The 15,724-nt window shown below is 36.9% G+C and carries 14 protein-coding genes; 10 read left to right on the forward strand and 4 right to left on the reverse strand.

Going from position 1 to position 15,724, the window contains the following annotated elements; all coding sequences use genetic code 11:
• Positions 1 to 56 precede the first annotated feature (56 nt).
• Positions 57 to 728, reverse strand: a complete 672-nt coding sequence (locus H5087_RS08255) for a hypothetical protein (RefSeq protein ID WP_182671706.1) — start codon at positions 726 to 728, stop codon at positions 57 to 59.
• A gap of 427 nt (positions 729 to 1,155) precedes the next feature.
• Here H5087_RS08255 and H5087_RS08265 point away from each other — a divergent pair, with 427 nt between their 5' ends.
• From H5087_RS08265 to H5087_RS08275, 3 genes are all read left to right on the forward strand, one after another.
• Positions 1,156 to 1,968: an alpha/beta fold hydrolase gene (locus tag H5087_RS08265; RefSeq protein ID WP_182671707.1), complete on the forward strand. Its 813-nt coding sequence runs from the start codon at positions 1,156 to 1,158 to the stop codon at positions 1,966 to 1,968.
• Positions 1,969 to 2,155: 187 nt separating this feature from the next.
• The gene (locus H5087_RS08270) at positions 2,156 to 2,560 is read left to right on the forward strand and encodes a hypothetical protein (RefSeq protein WP_002963246.1); all 405 of its coding nucleotides are present in this window, start codon (positions 2,156 to 2,158) and stop codon (positions 2,558 to 2,560) included.
• Between the two features lie 291 nt (positions 2,561 to 2,851).
• Positions 2,852 to 4,102 carry a sodium:proton antiporter gene (locus H5087_RS08275; protein ID WP_182671708.1) on the forward strand — a complete coding sequence of 417 codons (1,251 nt, stop codon included), beginning with the start codon at positions 2,852 to 2,854 and terminating at the stop codon, positions 4,100 to 4,102.
• Positions 4,103 to 4,205: 103 nt separating this feature from the next.
• Here H5087_RS08275 and H5087_RS08280 read toward each other — a convergent pair whose 3' ends face one another.
• Positions 4,206 to 4,664, reverse strand: coding sequence for a hypothetical protein (locus tag H5087_RS08280; RefSeq protein ID WP_259397756.1), 459 nt, complete (start codon positions 4,662 to 4,664; stop codon positions 4,206 to 4,208).
• 468 nt (positions 4,665 to 5,132) lie between these two features.
• On the opposite strand from H5087_RS08280, the gene H5087_RS08285 reads away from it, so the two are divergent.
• The 7 genes from H5087_RS08285 (at position 5,133) to H5087_RS08315 (ending at position 13,052) form a co-directional block, all read left to right on the forward strand.
• Positions 5,133 to 5,540, forward strand: a complete 408-nt coding sequence (locus H5087_RS08285; protein WP_002963253.1) for a hypothetical protein — start codon at positions 5,133 to 5,135, stop codon at positions 5,538 to 5,540.
• A gap of 512 nt (positions 5,541 to 6,052) precedes the next feature.
• Positions 6,053 to 6,460, forward strand: coding sequence for a hypothetical protein (locus H5087_RS08290; RefSeq protein WP_149592077.1), 408 nt, complete (start codon positions 6,053 to 6,055; stop codon positions 6,458 to 6,460).
• 556 nt (positions 6,461 to 7,016) lie between these two features.
• Positions 7,017 to 10,106, forward strand: coding sequence for a PilC/PilY family type IV pilus protein (locus H5087_RS08295; RefSeq protein WP_182671710.1), 3,090 nt, complete (start codon positions 7,017 to 7,019; stop codon positions 10,104 to 10,106).
• Between the two features lie 250 nt (positions 10,107 to 10,356).
• Positions 10,357 to 10,695 carry a methanolan biosynthesis protein EpsI gene (locus H5087_RS08300; protein ID WP_182671711.1) on the forward strand — a complete coding sequence of 113 codons (339 nt, stop codon included), beginning with the start codon at positions 10,357 to 10,359 and terminating at the stop codon, positions 10,693 to 10,695.
• Positions 10,688 to 12,028 carry an SPFH domain-containing protein gene (locus H5087_RS08305; RefSeq protein WP_182671712.1) on the forward strand — a complete coding sequence of 447 codons (1,341 nt, stop codon included), beginning with the start codon at positions 10,688 to 10,690 and terminating at the stop codon, positions 12,026 to 12,028. The genes H5087_RS08300 and H5087_RS08305 overlap by 8 nt, the downstream gene beginning before the upstream one ends.
• A 152-nt stretch (positions 12,029 to 12,180) precedes the next feature.
• Positions 12,181 to 12,447 (forward strand): YrhK family protein, encoded by a 267-nt coding sequence (locus tag H5087_RS08310; RefSeq protein ID WP_002961829.1) that lies wholly within the window; start codon positions 12,181 to 12,183, stop codon positions 12,445 to 12,447.
• A gap of 89 nt (positions 12,448 to 12,536) precedes the next feature.
• Positions 12,537 to 13,052 (forward strand): M23 family metallopeptidase, encoded by a 516-nt coding sequence (locus H5087_RS08315; RefSeq protein WP_182671713.1) that lies wholly within the window; start codon positions 12,537 to 12,539, stop codon positions 13,050 to 13,052.
• A gap of 74 nt (positions 13,053 to 13,126) precedes the next feature.
• Here the strand turns inward: H5087_RS08315 and H5087_RS08320 are convergent, their stop codons facing one another.
• Together H5087_RS08320 and H5087_RS08325 are read right to left on the reverse strand one after the other, a co-directional pair.
• Positions 13,127 to 14,296: an MFS transporter gene (locus H5087_RS08320; protein WP_182671714.1), complete on the reverse strand. Its 1,170-nt coding sequence runs from the start codon at positions 14,294 to 14,296 to the stop codon at positions 13,127 to 13,129.
• A gap of 397 nt (positions 14,297 to 14,693) precedes the next feature.
• Positions 14,694 to 15,695 (reverse strand): LacI family DNA-binding transcriptional regulator, encoded by a 1,002-nt coding sequence (locus H5087_RS08325; protein ID WP_010553502.1) that lies wholly within the window; start codon positions 15,693 to 15,695, stop codon positions 14,694 to 14,696.
• Positions 15,696 to 15,724: the final 29 nt, after the last annotated feature.

A 15,724-nucleotide genomic window follows, 5' to 3' on the forward strand; every position in this document is an offset into this window, starting at 1 on the left:
GGATTTTTAGAAACCAATCAGCGAGAATGTTGATAAAAAACGAACATCTTCTATATTTATTCTGGGAGGTGGATTAATTCAGATTCAGAAAAATAAACTCTCTGTATATCAAGGTAAATTTCGTTGATCTCACGCCTAAATTTATCAAAGTCATTGGCAATATCATACATATTGTAAGCAGCAAGAGCCATAGCATAGCTTTTGATATCTTCTCTATTAACTCTAATGATGCTTGCCATCACTAGCATTTTTTCTTTTGCTTGATCTATTTCTAGATAAAAATGTTCACGGTTTTTCTTAAATAACTCAAGTTCCCTTTCTTTATTATCTAAAGTTAGTTGAGTTTGAGTGAGCCCGTCTACATTGAGTTTTTTTCGAATTGTCTCGATATGTTCTAGCTCTTGTCTGATTTTATTTTCTTTATTAGTATCTTTGACAGTACTTGCTTTTAATAAATAGTATTGATAAAAAGATTTGCTAAATTCTGTATGATTTTCTAAGTCTTTTTGTTTTAACCATTGGCCCTTAGTTTTCATGGCGATAACAAAGATTCCTATCGTACAAAAAGCGATAATCCAATCTGGTAATGATTGATTTTTTAAACTTATAATAAAACTAATTTGGGGTGTGCTTATTCCCGCAATAAACCCTAAAATAAATATATAGCAGATAATTTTAAAGTAAAACCAATTACTACGGTTGAAGAAGAAATCTTTTAACTTATTCATATTCAACACCCCGCAATCTAGCTGTACTCTTTAGTTTCATAAAAAAACTAATCATAACAATTCCTTGTTTATAAATATTTACCTGTAAATATTACTTTTCCAACCAACGTACAATTACCATTAATTGGAATTAGTTGCTCTGTCCAGTTGGGGTTGGCAGCTTTTAGAAATTTGTGGCCGTTTTCAATAATGGGTCGTTTAAATGTGGTTTAATTATCGTCTAAGTATGCTAGTACATACGAACCGATGAAGTACTCTGCTTCAAGATCTACAAAACCCACATCATGCTCATTAAACTTAAGTACCATGCTCACGTATTTTAAACTCTAAAGGCTCTAATTTCATTTGTACCTAATATTATTAGAAACTATACATAAAAATGCTTAATATTGTAAAATTATTTCAATAAAACTTCCTATTTATAACAATGAAATCATTAATAAAAGTTATTATTTATTGCTCACTTTTCATCTCACATAGCGCCTTAGCTGAACTGGCTAAAGTTCAAGTAAATGGCTTTGACGTTGAGTACGAATTAGCTGGTAAAGGAAAGCATACTATTTTACTTGAAGCGGGCGGCTCTGCTGGTTTAAGTGATTGGGATCCGGTTTTTGAATCACTTACCAAGCACGCTAAAGTTATACGGTATTCTCGTATCGGTAATGGCGGCTCTGCACAAGTAAAGAAAAACTATAGCTCAGAAGAATATGCAGCTGAGGCTGTGTTATTACTCAAAACACTGAAAATAGAAGAGCCTGTTGTGTATGTTGCGCATTCTTATGGTGCTTATCTAGCGCGTGTATTTGCTGCAACATACCCTAATCAGATTAAAGCGTTGATGTTAATTGAGCCTGCATCAGAGCACGATGTAGATATTATGCGCGCGATTGATTTGCCACGCGCTGAAAAAGAAATTGCAGCAATAAAGCTCGATGACATGAAAAATGGAATGTCGAATCAGTATTTAGATTTTTGGGCAAAACGCCCGCTACCAGATTATCCACAAATTGCTGACATACCCGTGACAGTAATTGCCTCAGTTAAAAAGTACAAAAAGCCATCTGTATTATTTTTTACCGACAAAGCGCGTGAAATGTGGGGCGACTTACACTCAAAGTGGGCTAATGCATTTCCTCAAGGTGAAATAGTAATAACAAATAAAAGCTATCACTACCCGCAAAATGATGAGCCAGAAATGGTTGTAGCCCAAGTAGTTAAGTTGCTTGAACGTACTAAATAGGTGTGGGTTTGGTTGCTGATTGTATAAATACCAATTGCCGTAAATTAGTAGTTTGGCATTAGACTAAAGTCTATAGATTAGATTTATTCACTTATTAGGTTTGTTTTAATCGTTTGTCGGTTTTGTGTTAATTCTCTAAAGTTCAGTTGTCGGCAACAAGCACGGCTTAACCAACAGGATTATGACCATGAAAACACTTATCAAAACTATCGCTCTTAGCTCACTACTTACTTGTTCAGCTGCTGCAATGGCTGAGCAAAGTGATTACAAATTAATGGTTATTGAAACTGCAACAGCGCCGCAGCCACTTGAGCAATCATTTAATAGCTGTGCACTGAATGTTAAGTCAAAAAATTACGCTGAGGCTGAAGCAATTTGTACTAAAGCAATCGCACTTTTAAAAGACGCAGATGGCCCTAAATTTAAAGTACGCCAACTTACGTCATTCGCATTAAGCAACCGTGGTGTTGCACGTTTAAAAGCGAATAACGACACTGCAGGCCTTGCTGATTTATACGAAGCAAACCAAATGTCGACAAGTACAATGGTATCGCACAACTTAACTCGCGCTAAAGAAGAGCTTTCTTTATAAGTATTTTATAAATGCTTTTATAAAGTGCTTACCAAAAGCATGTTATAAAATAGCGAGAGTAAAAAACCCATGTTAGGTTAATTCCTAACATGGGTTTTTTTGTTTTATTTAATGCGTAAATTAATACCTAAATACGTTAACAGACTAGGGGGTGTATTTATAATTAATATTTTGGGTATGCTTGTTTAGGCTACGCGAATATAATGCGAGATAACCGTATAAAAAATAATAACCCTTCTGCTTTGCTTGTTTTGAGCAAGGTATCATTAAATAAATATTGAGATTTAAACCATGGCAACAGGAACCAGCCTAAGCGTACTTGAAATAAGTGCGATATTTTTATCAATTACCGCGTTACTCACCTATGTAAACCATCGTTTTATTGGCTTGCCAACAACCATTGGCGTTATGGTTATTTCGATGCTTTTATCTATCGGCGCTATATTTTTGGGCTTTTTAGGATTTGATGATCTTATAGATTACGAAGTGAGCTTGCTCGATCAGTTAGATTTTACTGAGGTTTTGCTTGATGGCATGCTCTCTATGCTGCTTTTTGCTGGGGCGCTACATGTAAATGTTAGCGATTTAAGGCGCTATAAATTGCCAATCGGTATTTTAGCCTGTGTTGGTACGTTGCTATCAACGGTTATTATTGCAGGCGCGCTTTATTTAGTACTTCCTTTGCTTGGTTTTGATTTAGCGTTTATTTGGTGTTTACTATTTGGCGCATTAATTTCGCCAACCGATCCGATTGCGGTAATGGGAATTTTACAATCTGCGGGTGCGCCTAAAAGTATTGAAACCGTGATTGCGGGTGAATCGTTGTTTAATGATGGTATTGGCGTGGTTATTTTTGTGCTTTTATTGGGTGTTTTATCAAGTGGTGATATTCCTACAACTTATTATGTAGCGCACACACTGGCGGTTGAAGCGGGTGGTGGTATTATTTTTGGTTTGGTATTAGGTGGTATTTTATATTACTTACTTAAAAGTATTGATAGTTACCAAGAAGAAGTACTCCTTACTTTAGCGGGCGTTATCGGTGGTTATGCATTGGCAAGCCATTGGCATTTGTCGGGCCCACTTGCAATGGTAATGATGGGGTTAATGGTGGGCAATCATGGTCGTAGTATGGCTATGAGCGACAAAACACGCCATTACGTTGATTTATTTTGGGAGCTGATTGACGAAATTTTAAATGCCATTTTATTTGTACTCATAGGGCTTGAGGTCGTCATGATTGCATTTTCGAGTAATTTATTTATTGCTGGTGGCTTAACAATTTTAATCGCGTTACTCGCACGTTTAATCGTTGTGGGTATAACAACCACTACATTTAATAAGCAATTAGAGTTGCCATCTGGTGCATGGAAAGTTTTAACCTGGGGTGGCTTGCGCGGTGGTATTTCGGTTGCACTGGTATTGCAGTTACCTGATGGGAACGAGCGCGATATTTTGTTGGCTCTTACTTATGCGGTTGTGGTGTTTTCTATTTTAATTCAGGGTTTGAGTATTGGTAAAGTAGCCAAAACTATCCGTTAAATATAAGTTGCTTAGATCAAACCTGTTAAATGTAATTTTTTAAAAAGCGTGTGAAATAGCTGTATTTCACACGCTTTTTATTTTTTATAAAACAAAAGGGGAGTTAAAATGTAAAGCTGAGCTGCACACCGCTGTAAATATGTTCTTGTGCTTCCCAGTAGTCGCCATCTATTTGGCGTGCTCGGGTAAATATTTCTATTTTAAATGGCTTAAAGTGATAACCCGCACCTATACCTGCGTAGCCGTCTATATCGTTGTTCGATTTTTCTATTTGGTAGGTGTTATCGCCCCTATCGTTTTTAAAGGCGAGTTCGAACAGATCTAAGCCAAGCTCGGCGTATATAAAAAAGTCATTAAAATAACCAAGCTTCATGCCATTGTCCCACGTTATAAATTCTTCTTGCTCGCCTTGTTTATTATCGATTACTGCCGCGCCAATTGCGCTTGTAAAAACAACACCAAAGTTACTGTAATTTTGTTTGACCATCATTTCTAAACCCGCAGATGTAATGCTGCTATCGCCATTAAATTCTGATTTTATAAACATACCGGTGTTAGGCATGTCATTACCGAGCAAAAACCTTGCGTTAGCATTTTGGCTAAATGATAAAAGCGTGCTTAATAAAACAAAAAGAGGAAGTATGTGTTTCAAAAAAGTTAACCCATTAATGATGAAAAGTTACCAGAGCTATAATTATAAATACATAACTTAGTATTGCATGTAATTAAATGTTTAAATTTGTTTGATTGTTATTCAGCTACGCCAAAGTAAGGTGTTTAAAATAAAACCAACTAAAAAAAAGCATAAATAATTATATACATTTTAAAACGTAAAGTAGCGATTTTAGGCACGATTGTTGGTGCGTAAGTTGTTTAAATATATAGAAAAAGTTTAAACGTATTAGACTAAGGTCTATAGGTTAATTTTCTTCACTTATTAGGTTTGTTTTAATCGTTTGTCGGGGTTGTGTTAATTCTCTAAAGTTCAGTTGTCGGCAACAAGTACGACTTAACTTACAGGAAATTAATCATGAAATTTACACTTATCAAAACTATCGCTCTTAGCTCACTATTAACATGTTCAGCTGCTGCAATGGCTGATCAAAGTGATTACAAATTAATGGTTATTGAAACTGCAACAGCGCCACAGCCACTTGAGCAATCATTTAATAGCTGCGCACTAAATGTTAAGTCAAAAAACTACGCTGAGGCGGAAGCAATTTGTACTAAAGCAATCGCACTTTTAAAAGACGCAGATGGCCCTAAATTTAAAGTACGCCAACTTACGTCATTCGCATTAAGCAACCGTGGTGTTGCACGTTTAAAAGCGCATAACGATACAGCTGCACTTGCTGATTTATACGAAGCATCAAAATTGTCTAACAGCTCAATGGTATCGCACAACTTAACTCGCGCTAAAGAAGAATTATCGTTATAAAAAACCTTTATATCGTGTTTTATAAAGTGCTTACTAAAGCATAATATAAAATAGCGGGAGTAAAAAAGCCGATGTTGGATTAAACCCCAACATCGGCTTTTTTGTGTTTATTAACTTTGTATTGTGTTATACCAATCCGCAATAATACATAATCATTTTGCGGGGCTAAACGTGTCGCTACCTGCGTTAAAAAATTCTCATTTAGAACAACCAAATAGCGAATTTTTTGCCTAGCTATCAACACGTTTTTCCATCCTCAAAATAGACCACTTAATTAAGCGAATTGGTATTATTAAAAATAAAAAAATGTATTTTGCTATTTATTGTTTAGTGATTTTCATGGTTTTTAACTAATTGTAATTACTAAGTATTTTTACAGGTGTTAGACTAAAGTCTATAGGTTAGATTTATTCACTTATTAGGTTTGTTTTTATCGTTTGTGGTAATTGAGCTAACACTCTAAAGTTTAGTTGTCGGCAACAAGTACGACTTAATTAATTAGGAATATAATCATGAAATTTACACTTTTAAAAACCATCGCTCTTGGCTCATTATTAACTTGCTCAGCTGCAATGGCTAATCAAGGTGATTACAAATTAATGGTTATTGAAGACTCTGTAACTGCAGCACCTGCATTTGAAAAATCATTTAATAGCTGTGCTTTAAATGTTGAATCAAGAAACTACGAAGAAGCAGAAGCTATTTGTACACAAGCAATTGCATTGCTTAAGCAAAGTCATGGTCCACGTTTAAAAGTACGTGAACTTACATCGTTTGCATTAAGTAACCGTGGTGTAGCACGTATTAAGGCTCAAAAAGACACTGCTGGTATTTCTGATTTATATGAAGCAGTTCAAATTTCTAAAAACTCACTTGTAACACATAACTTAACTCGCGCTAAAAAAGAGTTATCTTTATAAGAATGCTTGTATAAAGCGCCTATAATTTAGCGAGAGTGTAAAAGCCCATATTAGGTAGCACCTAATATGGGCTTTTTTGTATGTTTGAATAACCGTAGTTACCTATAAACACACTTCTTTTAATAAAACAGTTTTACTGAATAATAGTGTTTTTAAAGGTGATTTTTAGAGCTTTACGTTACTAATTTATATTGGTAAGTACTTGTTACCTAAAACATAGATCTATAAATATAGAAACATAGGTAAAAATATAGTTTTTTAGCATGATTTAACTGTGCAGTAAAACGGGATTGTTTTATTTAAGCTGTTGTTTTTAATTGATAATAAAACCTAATGTCTTTGACTTTAGTCTGTTTTTATTTGAAAATCGAAGTAATATATATTTTATAGCATTGACGCCACGTGGGTGCTAATCACTGTTTTGTGATGAATAGCTAGATATGACTTTTGTTTTAATTTTTAGTCCCACCTCAATATTACTAAAAATTAAACAGGGAATAGAGTAGTTATTAACTTGCGCAATAAAAATAAAAAGCGCAAATAAAGGGATTTAAAAATGCAATTTAAACTAAAAAAAATAGCTGTCTTGTTATTCGGGGTAGGTATTAGCGTTTCTGTATTTGCCGAAGATATAGAACTATACGTAAACCATAATGTTGAAACCGACGAAAACCCTCGTGTACTTATTATTTTTGATACTTCAGGAAGTATGAAGACTAAGTTGCCTAATGGTGGACCTAGAAAAATCGATGCTGGTATAAGCGCGATGAGTCAGTTAGTAACCGATAATAGCTCTATCGATTTTGGTTTGATGCGTTTTAAAAATGATAATGGCGGCTATATTATGGCTGGCCTTGGATCTCCCCATTCTACAATTCTAAGCCAAATTTACAATTTACCAGCAGCTGGTAGTACCCCAGTTACAGAAACCCTATGGGAAGCCTACTTGTATTTAACAGGTCAGAAAGTGTACTACGGGCAAAACTCAAATGAGCGCGATTTTTCTGCTGAAACTGGTTCTTTATACTACGACAATAACTCTCGATACATATCACCATTTACCCAAGCAGTTGGTGCCGACGTACGTTGTGATAACTCAATCAATTTAATTTTGATGACTGACGGTGATCCTCAAAATGATACTAACCGAAACAATGATATCAAATCATTATACAAATCTAATTTTGGCACAAACCCTGCTAAAACAAGTAGTAGTTATTTAGCCGCTTTAGCTCAGATAATACATGGTACAAGAGATGTAGAGGTGGATTTGTACGACACTACGCCAGAGGTTGCCGATACCGGACGCGTTTTTACTATCGGTTTTGGTAGTGGCATGAGTACAAATGGTAAAAAGTTATTAGAAAAAACCGCTTTATTGGGCGGCGGCGAGTACTTACATGCAGAAACATCGACTGAACTTTCTGAAGCGCTTAATAATACAATATCGAAAATACGCGAAGTTAACGATAGTTTTTCATCCCCTACGGTAGCTAGTAATAATGTTGACCAAACACGTAGCCGAGAGTCAATTTACTTTGCGATGTTTTACCCAGAAACTGGCGCACGTTGGAGCGGGAATTTAAAAAAGCTTAAAGTGTCTGGTGCAAATATAGTCGATTCAACTGATAAAATAGCCCTTGATGAAAATGGGTTAATTGATGAGAAAGCGCGAACATTTTGGTTGCCAACTAATAAGCCTGCAGATGGGAATTTAGTAGCTCAGGGTGGCGTAAATTTACTTTTATCAACTTTAGACCCCGATAGCCGTAAAATTTATATAGATAAAACGGGCAGTATTATTGATTTTACTTTTGATAAAGTACAAACCATTTTAAATTTAGCGACAAGTACAGTTACCGATCTTGCTCCTGATTTGATTCCTAATATTGGGTTAACTTTACAGGAAAGTGATATTAGCTGGGCACGAGGAATTGATGTTGATAATGAAGACGGTGATAACTCATCAGTAGATCAACGAATCAATATTTTTGGCGACCCTTTGCATTCAAAGCCGGTATCTATAGATTACGGCGATGGAAGTATTCATATACTCGTTGGTACTAATGCCGGCTTTTTACATATGTTCGAAGACAAAGGCGATACGGTTGAAGAAAAGTGGGCTTTTACACCTGCTGCCTTATTAAAAAATATTCCTGCTTTGCGTAGTAATCTTGCAAATACAAAAGTGTATGGCATGGATGGGCCTATAAGTGTGTTCTTTAATAATAAAGGCTCAAATAGCGAAGGGTTAAATGATGGTGTTATTAGAGCAAGTGATAATGATGAAGTGTGGGCATTTGCAGGCATGCGCAGAGGCGGTAATAATTACTACGCGCTTGATATAAGTGACCCAAAAAAACCTAAAAAATTATGGAATAAGCCTATTGTTGGTGGCTCAGAAGAATTTAAATATTTAGCGCAAACATGGTCTAAACCTCAAATTGCATACATTAAAGCCTTTGGTGAGGATCCATTGCTAATATTTGGCGCAGGCTACGATACAAACAAAGATAATGCGATTAGAACAACAGATGAAACCGGGCTGGGTATTTACATTGTTAATGCTAAAACTGGCGAAAAGGTATGGGCGCTCACTCCAGATGAACATGGTTTTACCGGTGAGCACAGTATTGCAGCGGATGTAACTACGCTTGACTCAGATTACGACGGGTATATTGACCGAATTTATGCAACCGATACTGGCGGTAATATTTGGCGAGTAGATATTCCTAGTGACGATGAAGATGATATTACTCATTTTAAACTTGCGGAGCTTGGCAGTACATTAGCATCGCAAGACAGACGTTTTTTTTACAAACCGTTAGTAGCGAGAACGCTGTTTAGTAAAGTCACTAAAACCAATTATGGTGGTGAAATGATCACGACCCGTTTAGATACCCCGTACGACGCAATAGTAATAGGTAGCGGGAATCGTTCAAACCCACTAGCTACTAATGAGCAAGATCAGCTGTATATGATCCGTGATGAAAACACCGTAACAAAAATATTTACTGAATTTCCAGCCCCAATAGTGCCAGATGATTTAATGAAAATGAATGAAGACCCATTCGGTAACGCACTTGATGACGTTGATAAATTTGTTGATCTTGAAGTTGATTTAGCGGAATTTAAAGGGTGGCGATATGAATTAGGGACAGGCGAAAAATCCCTTGCTGCAGCAACCGTCGTTGGTGGGGTTGCTTACTTTACTTCCTTTACGCCTGCATCTTCATCATCAACACAAAACCAATGTTCGTTAACGGGGGGCGGTGGTTCGCTTTATGCTTTTCATTTGCATTATGGAACAAAGGTTTATGACGATGTGAAATTTGCAACAAGTAATGATGTACCAGATACACCGCAGCTATTTTTTGGGGAAGGCCCGTCGTGTGCAGATAATGATGCAGATGGTAAGTGCGATTGGGATGACGAAACGGATGTAACGCAAGTTAGTCAGTTTTATTTAATAGGCCCTGGCATTGAGGGTTCTGATAAGCCAATAAAAGCGATTGAAATACTTGGACCAAATTTAAATATTGAAGATGGAAAAGTTAAGCTAGTAAATGGCGCTGAACCAATTGGTTTTGGCTTCAAAACTCAACAAACGTATATTTATAAACGCGAAGAAAACGATAGTAATTAATATTTAAAACTAAGCTCAAAAATAAGCTTAAAAATAAGTAGTTATAAAACGGCTGCCCTAATCAGGTGGCTTTTTTATTAATATAAACCTACTTTTCGATGCTCAGTATAATTTCAGCTTTAAATTTATTCGTGATTATTTAATCTGTTTTTTGCTTGGGTTTAATGTAAAATCATCGGCTTAACAAATTTGTATCAATTTTTACAAGTGTTATTACTGATAAATATTCTAACCAATTTAAGTAGATCTTATGATTATTTATATTATTGGGCTAAGTTTACTTGTTATTATTTTATGCGTTGCACTTTATGTAATTTACAGCAACGTACATAAAAGTCGGGTAAGAAAATCCAAGGAATACAACGTACTGTTTGATAAAGACACGATAGTTGATGAACTAATCACTCAACTAACAGAAAAAAATCAAACACAAGAAAACCAAGATAAAACAGCTAAAGGTAAAGAAGAAATCCTTGCAACATTTGTTGAGTTACATCGCTCTGGTAGCTTTTGCGCACATTTGAGTGAACAGGAAATTATTTACTTTGTTAAAAAGAAATTAAACATGGAGAGTAATAAAAATGGATAGCGAAAAAGCAGTCCCAGCAGTAAAAAGTGACTCATTTATGAGTCGATTTGGTCGTCGTAATGTAATTATAGTGTCATCAATTGTTGTTGTATTGGTCGTGATAGCAACCCTTACATCGCAAGTTGTTTCGTGGAATGAAGCAGATGAGCGTTTAGTACATCAATCGGCTTTTACAGGTAACTTAACCGTAATAAATCAAGCAGGCCCTTACTTAAAAGCGTTTGGTAGTACATCCGCCTATAAAAAAGTAATTTCGATTAACTTTACGGGCGATGCCGGCGCAACAGCAAGCGCAATTGTGCCGCTAATACCAATTCGATTTTTAGATACCACAACAGGTGGCGCACGAGGTGTTTCTCGTTTTAGATTGCCAGGCAATGTACCTGCAGCAGAGTCGGGTGCTCTACGTGGTTTACTTAAAATACACGAAGAGTTTGGTTCACAAGAAACATTAATATCTAATTTATTAATGCGTGCAACCACCGAAAATGTAAAAGCGTCGGCGCGAATGATGTCGGTAGAGCAACATTACTCTGGTGGTAATGGTCAATTAAGCCAAGATTTTGCGGATCAATTAACAAACGGTATTTTTGTTACTGAACAAATTATTAGTACCGGAGATCGTGATAAATCTGACGATTTAGGCAATTTAAGTAAACAGCAGCGTGTAACAATTAATATTAAAGCGGATGACGAAGGTAATTCGCTACGCAACGCTCCTATTTTAGGCGCATATGGTATTACAGTCGTTGATGCCAGCATTATTGATATTGACTACGAAAGCAAAGTAAATGCTCGCCTTGAAGCCCAAAAGCAAGCAGCTGCTGATGAAGCACTAGCGCGTCAAAACCTTAAAAAAGCTGAGCAACAAGCACGTACTGAAGTGGCTTTAGGTGAACAAGCAATTGCTAAGCAACGTGCTGAATCTGAAAAGCTAAAAATTAAAGAGCAAATTGATGCTGAACGAATTAAGGCAAATGCCATTATTTCTGCGCAGCAACGAGTGGCTGTAAAAGCGGAGCTTGCAAAAGAGCAAGAAGAGATTTTAAAGCAACAACGTTTAGAAGCATTAGGTATGGACGTTTTAGCTGAGGCTCGTTTAAGAGCTAAGTCTGCTGCACTTGATCCAAAGTATGTATTTGATGAAACGCTAAAAGCAGAAGTTAAAATTCAAACTGCTTTATTTACAAGCTTAGGTAATAGCCGTTTAGTGCCTGAAATTGTAATAGGCGCAGGCCAAGGCGAGCAAAGTAATGGCTCTGAGTTTATGCGTTTATTAGCCGCCGATGCTGCATTAAGTCTTAAAAAGCGTTTAGAAAAAGAGAAAAAATAAACGATTAGTTAAGTATTGCACAAACAATAAAAACGTTGGCTGATTCGCATTGGCCAGCGTTTTTTATTGCGTAAATTTTGTTATTGTATGGTGCGGCTTAGCTTGTGAAAACAAGCTTTTTAAATTATGAAATAAAAGAGTGAGCAGTACTTATGGACCCCAGTAATCAGTTTATTTTAGATTTAGGACAAGAGCATATTACCATCCAGCGACGATATGAAGCGCTGGGAGCGTTTAACGATTTTTTGATTGCTGTTTGGTTTTTAATTGGCAGTTTTTTCTTTTTAAATGACTCACTAATAGAAAGTGGCACATGGCTGTTTATAGCGGGCAGTGCTCAATTGCTTATAAAACCTGTTTTGAAGTTGATCAGCTTAGTACATGTTAGTCGGGTATTTCATTCAAATAAAACTTCATAAGTAAAACCATAAATACGACTCATGATGAGTTCAGTTATTACGGCTAATAATTTACCAGTATAAGTTATTTAAATATCAAGGATAGAAAAGTGAAAGTACTTAAGTGGATTGCAATTGGAATAGCTATTTTATTAATAGTAGGCTTACTAATTCCCGAAAAAATAATGATTCCGGTACAAGGTGCCACAAGTAAAGATTGGAACCATAACACGTTTTGGTACGAGCCTTGGGGTAGGTCGGGTGTGCACAAAGGAGTTGATATTTTTGGCACAAAAAATACCCCCGTAGTTGCCTCAACAAGCGGTATTGTTATATTTGCAGGTGAGTTAACCCGAGGTGGTAAAGTGGTTGCGGTGCTTGGGCCTAAATGGCGCGTGCATTATTTTGCACATTTAAATGACTACTCGGTAAGTACAGGTGATGTAGTAAGCATAAACAGTCAAATTGGCTTACTGGGCGATACCGGAAATGCCGCAGGAAAACAGCCTCATGTGCATTATTCTATTTTATCGTTAGTGCCTATGCCGTGGCTTTTTACAACGCAAAACCAAGGGTGGAAGAAGATGTTTTTTTTGAGCCCACATAAAAAACTCACTGCTAAATAATAGTTTTAGCTGTTAAATCAAGATGTTTAACAGCTAGAATTAGTTAATAAGCAAGCGTGTATTTAAGCTAAAAATTAGCCTGCAACAGGTGTTTTACCCGCGCGAATATTTTTAATGCTTTTAATAAACATATAAATACAGGTAGTGATTAAACAGCCTGCTAAATAAAACACAATACCGTTTGGTGCATCAGATAAATTTGCGGCGAGCATAGGGCCAAATACCGAACCAATACTGTAACTCAAAAGCATTACCTCAGTTGCAGATACTATTTTTGCCATTGGTAATGAGTCGCACGCAAGTGTTATAGCAATCGGGTAAAGTGCAAAGCTGCATGCGCCTAGTATTAAGTAGCTTACTATTAATCCTGCTAAAGTGTTTGCTTGTAGTATACCCACAGCACCGGCTGCGCCTACTAAACAGAACATACCCATCAATAAGCTTTTTTCAAGCCGAGTAGATAAGTAACTCACAAGCGGCTGCACGACCATGCCGCCTAAAATAATAACCGCCATAAGTGTCCCTGTGTACTGAGCTTGATCAGCTTGTGCTGAAATATACACCGGCATTAAGCCGTAAATAGGGCCCAGTAATAAGCCCGATGCTAAGCATCCGAGCATAGCTGGGTGGCTTAATGTTTTTATTTCTTTTAGTGGTAGCTTTTCAAGGTGTTGTTTTTCGGGCTGACCTTTGGTTATTAATAAAGGCGCTAAAATAGCTAAAAATAATAACGAGGCTACAAATAAATAAGGCGTTGAACCTTCGGTGCCAAGAGGCCCTATAGCAAGCTGACCAACGGCGCTGCCCCCGTAAAGTGAGGTCATGTATAAGCCCAAACGTTTAGCGCGCGACTTTGCTGTGTTAGTCATTAATAACCAAGACTCAACAACGACAAACACACCGGCAACAGCAATACCTGCTACAAACCGAGCAATTAACCAGTTAACGGTATTTGGCAGTGCAAGTTGTGCAAGCACGCTTGCTATTAATAAGCTTAAAAATAATATAAAGGCGAAGCGATGACCAATTTTTACCACAATGCGCTCTATTGTGGTGGCGCCAATAAGTAAGCCAAAGTAAAAAATGCTCGCAAGCCAAGGCGCTAGGTTTTCATCGAGTTTAAATGCAGGTAACGACAGCGGAATAAGGCTCATTAAAAAGCCGGATGCGATAGCAAAAAATGACAGCCCGATAACGGGTGCTAAAGGGTTATTAGAGGTGCTTGTGGCGGCTGATTCGGCCATGTGTGTTTATCGACTCTTGAAGGTAAATAACCACTGTTTTAAAGTTTGAGAGGTTACTTTGATAATAAAATTTGCGCGAATTTAGAGCCAAATTAAAAATAAGTAAAGTGATATTTTATTAAACAATATAAATAAACTTTAAAACGATCTATTTGGTAAATTATCGGATCTATTATGCTTTTTATTGTAGTTTTTTCATGTGGATATTGTTTTATATTTGTGAGCATTTATGTCTGAATAGGGTTTTTTGTAATGCAAGCAGACAGGCACATATCGCATGCTGCACGTCACTTTTAAAAGTTTACGCAGCAGCGCGTAGATCAATATTTAAATACGCAGTGGGTGCGTAACGAGTTACATAACTTAGATTTAAACTAGATTTAAATTCGGTTTAAAGTTAATTAATATCCGGTGTTGAGTCTCTTAAAATAAGCTTTGGCTGAAACACGTGCTTTACTGTTATGCCGCTTTTTTTGTAAATGTCTTTAAGCACTAAGTTAGCCGCAGCTCGGCCCATTTCGGGAACTGGGTTATCTATTGTAGTCAGTGTTGGGTAGAGATAATTGGTAAAAATTACGTTATCGAACCCAATAATGGCTAAATCTTTTGGCAGGTTAAAACCGTGTTCGCGGGCGTATTTCATAGCACCCGATGCCATTTCGTCATTGGCGCATACAAGCGCGGTTATTTGCGCTTTATTTTGAATAAAATGCCTTAAGCCGTCGCTTCCGCCGGTTTCTTTAAAGTCGCCTATGTAAAATAGCTTTTCGTCAAAGGTTAGGTTGTACTCTGCTAGGGCTTGTTTGTGACCTTTTAAACGGTTTGACGCGTCTTCTTTAAACTGCGGGCCTGCTATGTACGCAATGTTTTTATGGCCTTTGTTGATCATGGCTTTAGTGGCTAAGTAGCCGCCCATTACGTTGTCGAGGCTAATGCAGTTTTCTTCAATTTCTTTAACGTAGCGGCTCATTAAGTAAATCGGGGTTTTACCTTTACTTAACTCAATTAGGTACTCGTTTGATACAGCTTCTACGTGGGCAATAATAGCGTCGCAATTACGGCCTATTAAAAACTCAAAGCCGCTTTTTTCTTTTTTCTCGTCACTGTGCCCAGGCGTAATAATAACGTGTTTACCCGCTATACGAAGGTGCTCTTCAATGGCTGACATCATTTGACCAAAAAACGGACCATCCAACTCAGAAACTAAAATACCGACGCTGTTTGTAGTGCTAGACGCCAAAGAGCGAGCAATAGAACTTGGCTGATAGCCTAGCTCTTTCATTGCTTCTAATACCTTTTTTTTAGTTTTTTTGCTTACGTAGTCGTTGTCGTTAAGCACCCTTGAAACAGTTGATAAAGACACACCTGCCATTTCTGATACTTGATAAATTGTCGCCATTGATGTCCTAGATTATATGTGTTTTTACT

Origin of the sequence: Pseudoalteromonas sp. SR43-7 (assembly GCF_014163785.1) — a bacterium.
GTDB classification, from domain to species: domain Bacteria; phylum Pseudomonadota; class Gammaproteobacteria; order Enterobacterales; family Alteromonadaceae; genus Pseudoalteromonas; species Pseudoalteromonas distincta.

Excerpts from the sequence above, each read along its gene's own strand:
- H5087_RS08285 (WP_002963253.1), top strand. The coding sequence starts at position 5,133 with ATGAAATTTACACTTATCAAAACTATCGCTCTTAGCTCACTATTAACA.
- H5087_RS08295 (WP_182671710.1), top strand. The coding sequence starts at position 7,017 with ATGCAATTTAAACTAAAAAAAATAGCTGTCTTGTTATTCGGGGTAGGT.
- H5087_RS08300 (WP_182671711.1), top strand. The coding sequence starts at position 10,357 with ATGATTATTTATATTATTGGGCTAAGTTTACTTGTTATTATTTTATGC.
- H5087_RS08280 (WP_259397756.1), bottom strand. The coding sequence starts at position 4,664 with ATGCCTAACACCGGTATGTTTATAAAATCAGAATTTAATGGCGATAGC.
- H5087_RS08265 (WP_182671707.1), top strand. The coding sequence starts at position 1,156 with ATGAAATCATTAATAAAAGTTATTATTTATTGCTCACTTTTCATCTCA.
- H5087_RS08305 (WP_182671712.1), top strand. The coding sequence starts at position 10,688 with ATGGATAGCGAAAAAGCAGTCCCAGCAGTAAAAAGTGACTCATTTATG.
- H5087_RS08275 (WP_182671708.1), top strand. The coding sequence starts at position 2,852 with ATGGCAACAGGAACCAGCCTAAGCGTACTTGAAATAAGTGCGATATTT.
- H5087_RS08270 (WP_002963246.1), top strand. The coding sequence starts at position 2,156 with ATGAAAACACTTATCAAAACTATCGCTCTTAGCTCACTACTTACTTGT.
- H5087_RS08255 (WP_182671706.1), bottom strand. The coding sequence starts at position 728 with ATGAATAAGTTAAAAGATTTCTTCTTCAACCGTAGTAATTGGTTTTAC.
- H5087_RS08290 (WP_149592077.1), top strand. The coding sequence starts at position 6,053 with ATGAAATTTACACTTTTAAAAACCATCGCTCTTGGCTCATTATTAACT.
- H5087_RS08320 (WP_182671714.1), bottom strand. The coding sequence starts at position 14,296 with ATGGCCGAATCAGCCGCCACAAGCACCTCTAATAACCCTTTAGCACCC.
- H5087_RS08325 (WP_010553502.1), bottom strand. The coding sequence starts at position 15,695 with ATGGCGACAATTTATCAAGTATCAGAAATGGCAGGTGTGTCTTTATCA.
- H5087_RS08310 (WP_002961829.1), top strand. The coding sequence starts at position 12,181 with ATGGACCCCAGTAATCAGTTTATTTTAGATTTAGGACAAGAGCATATT.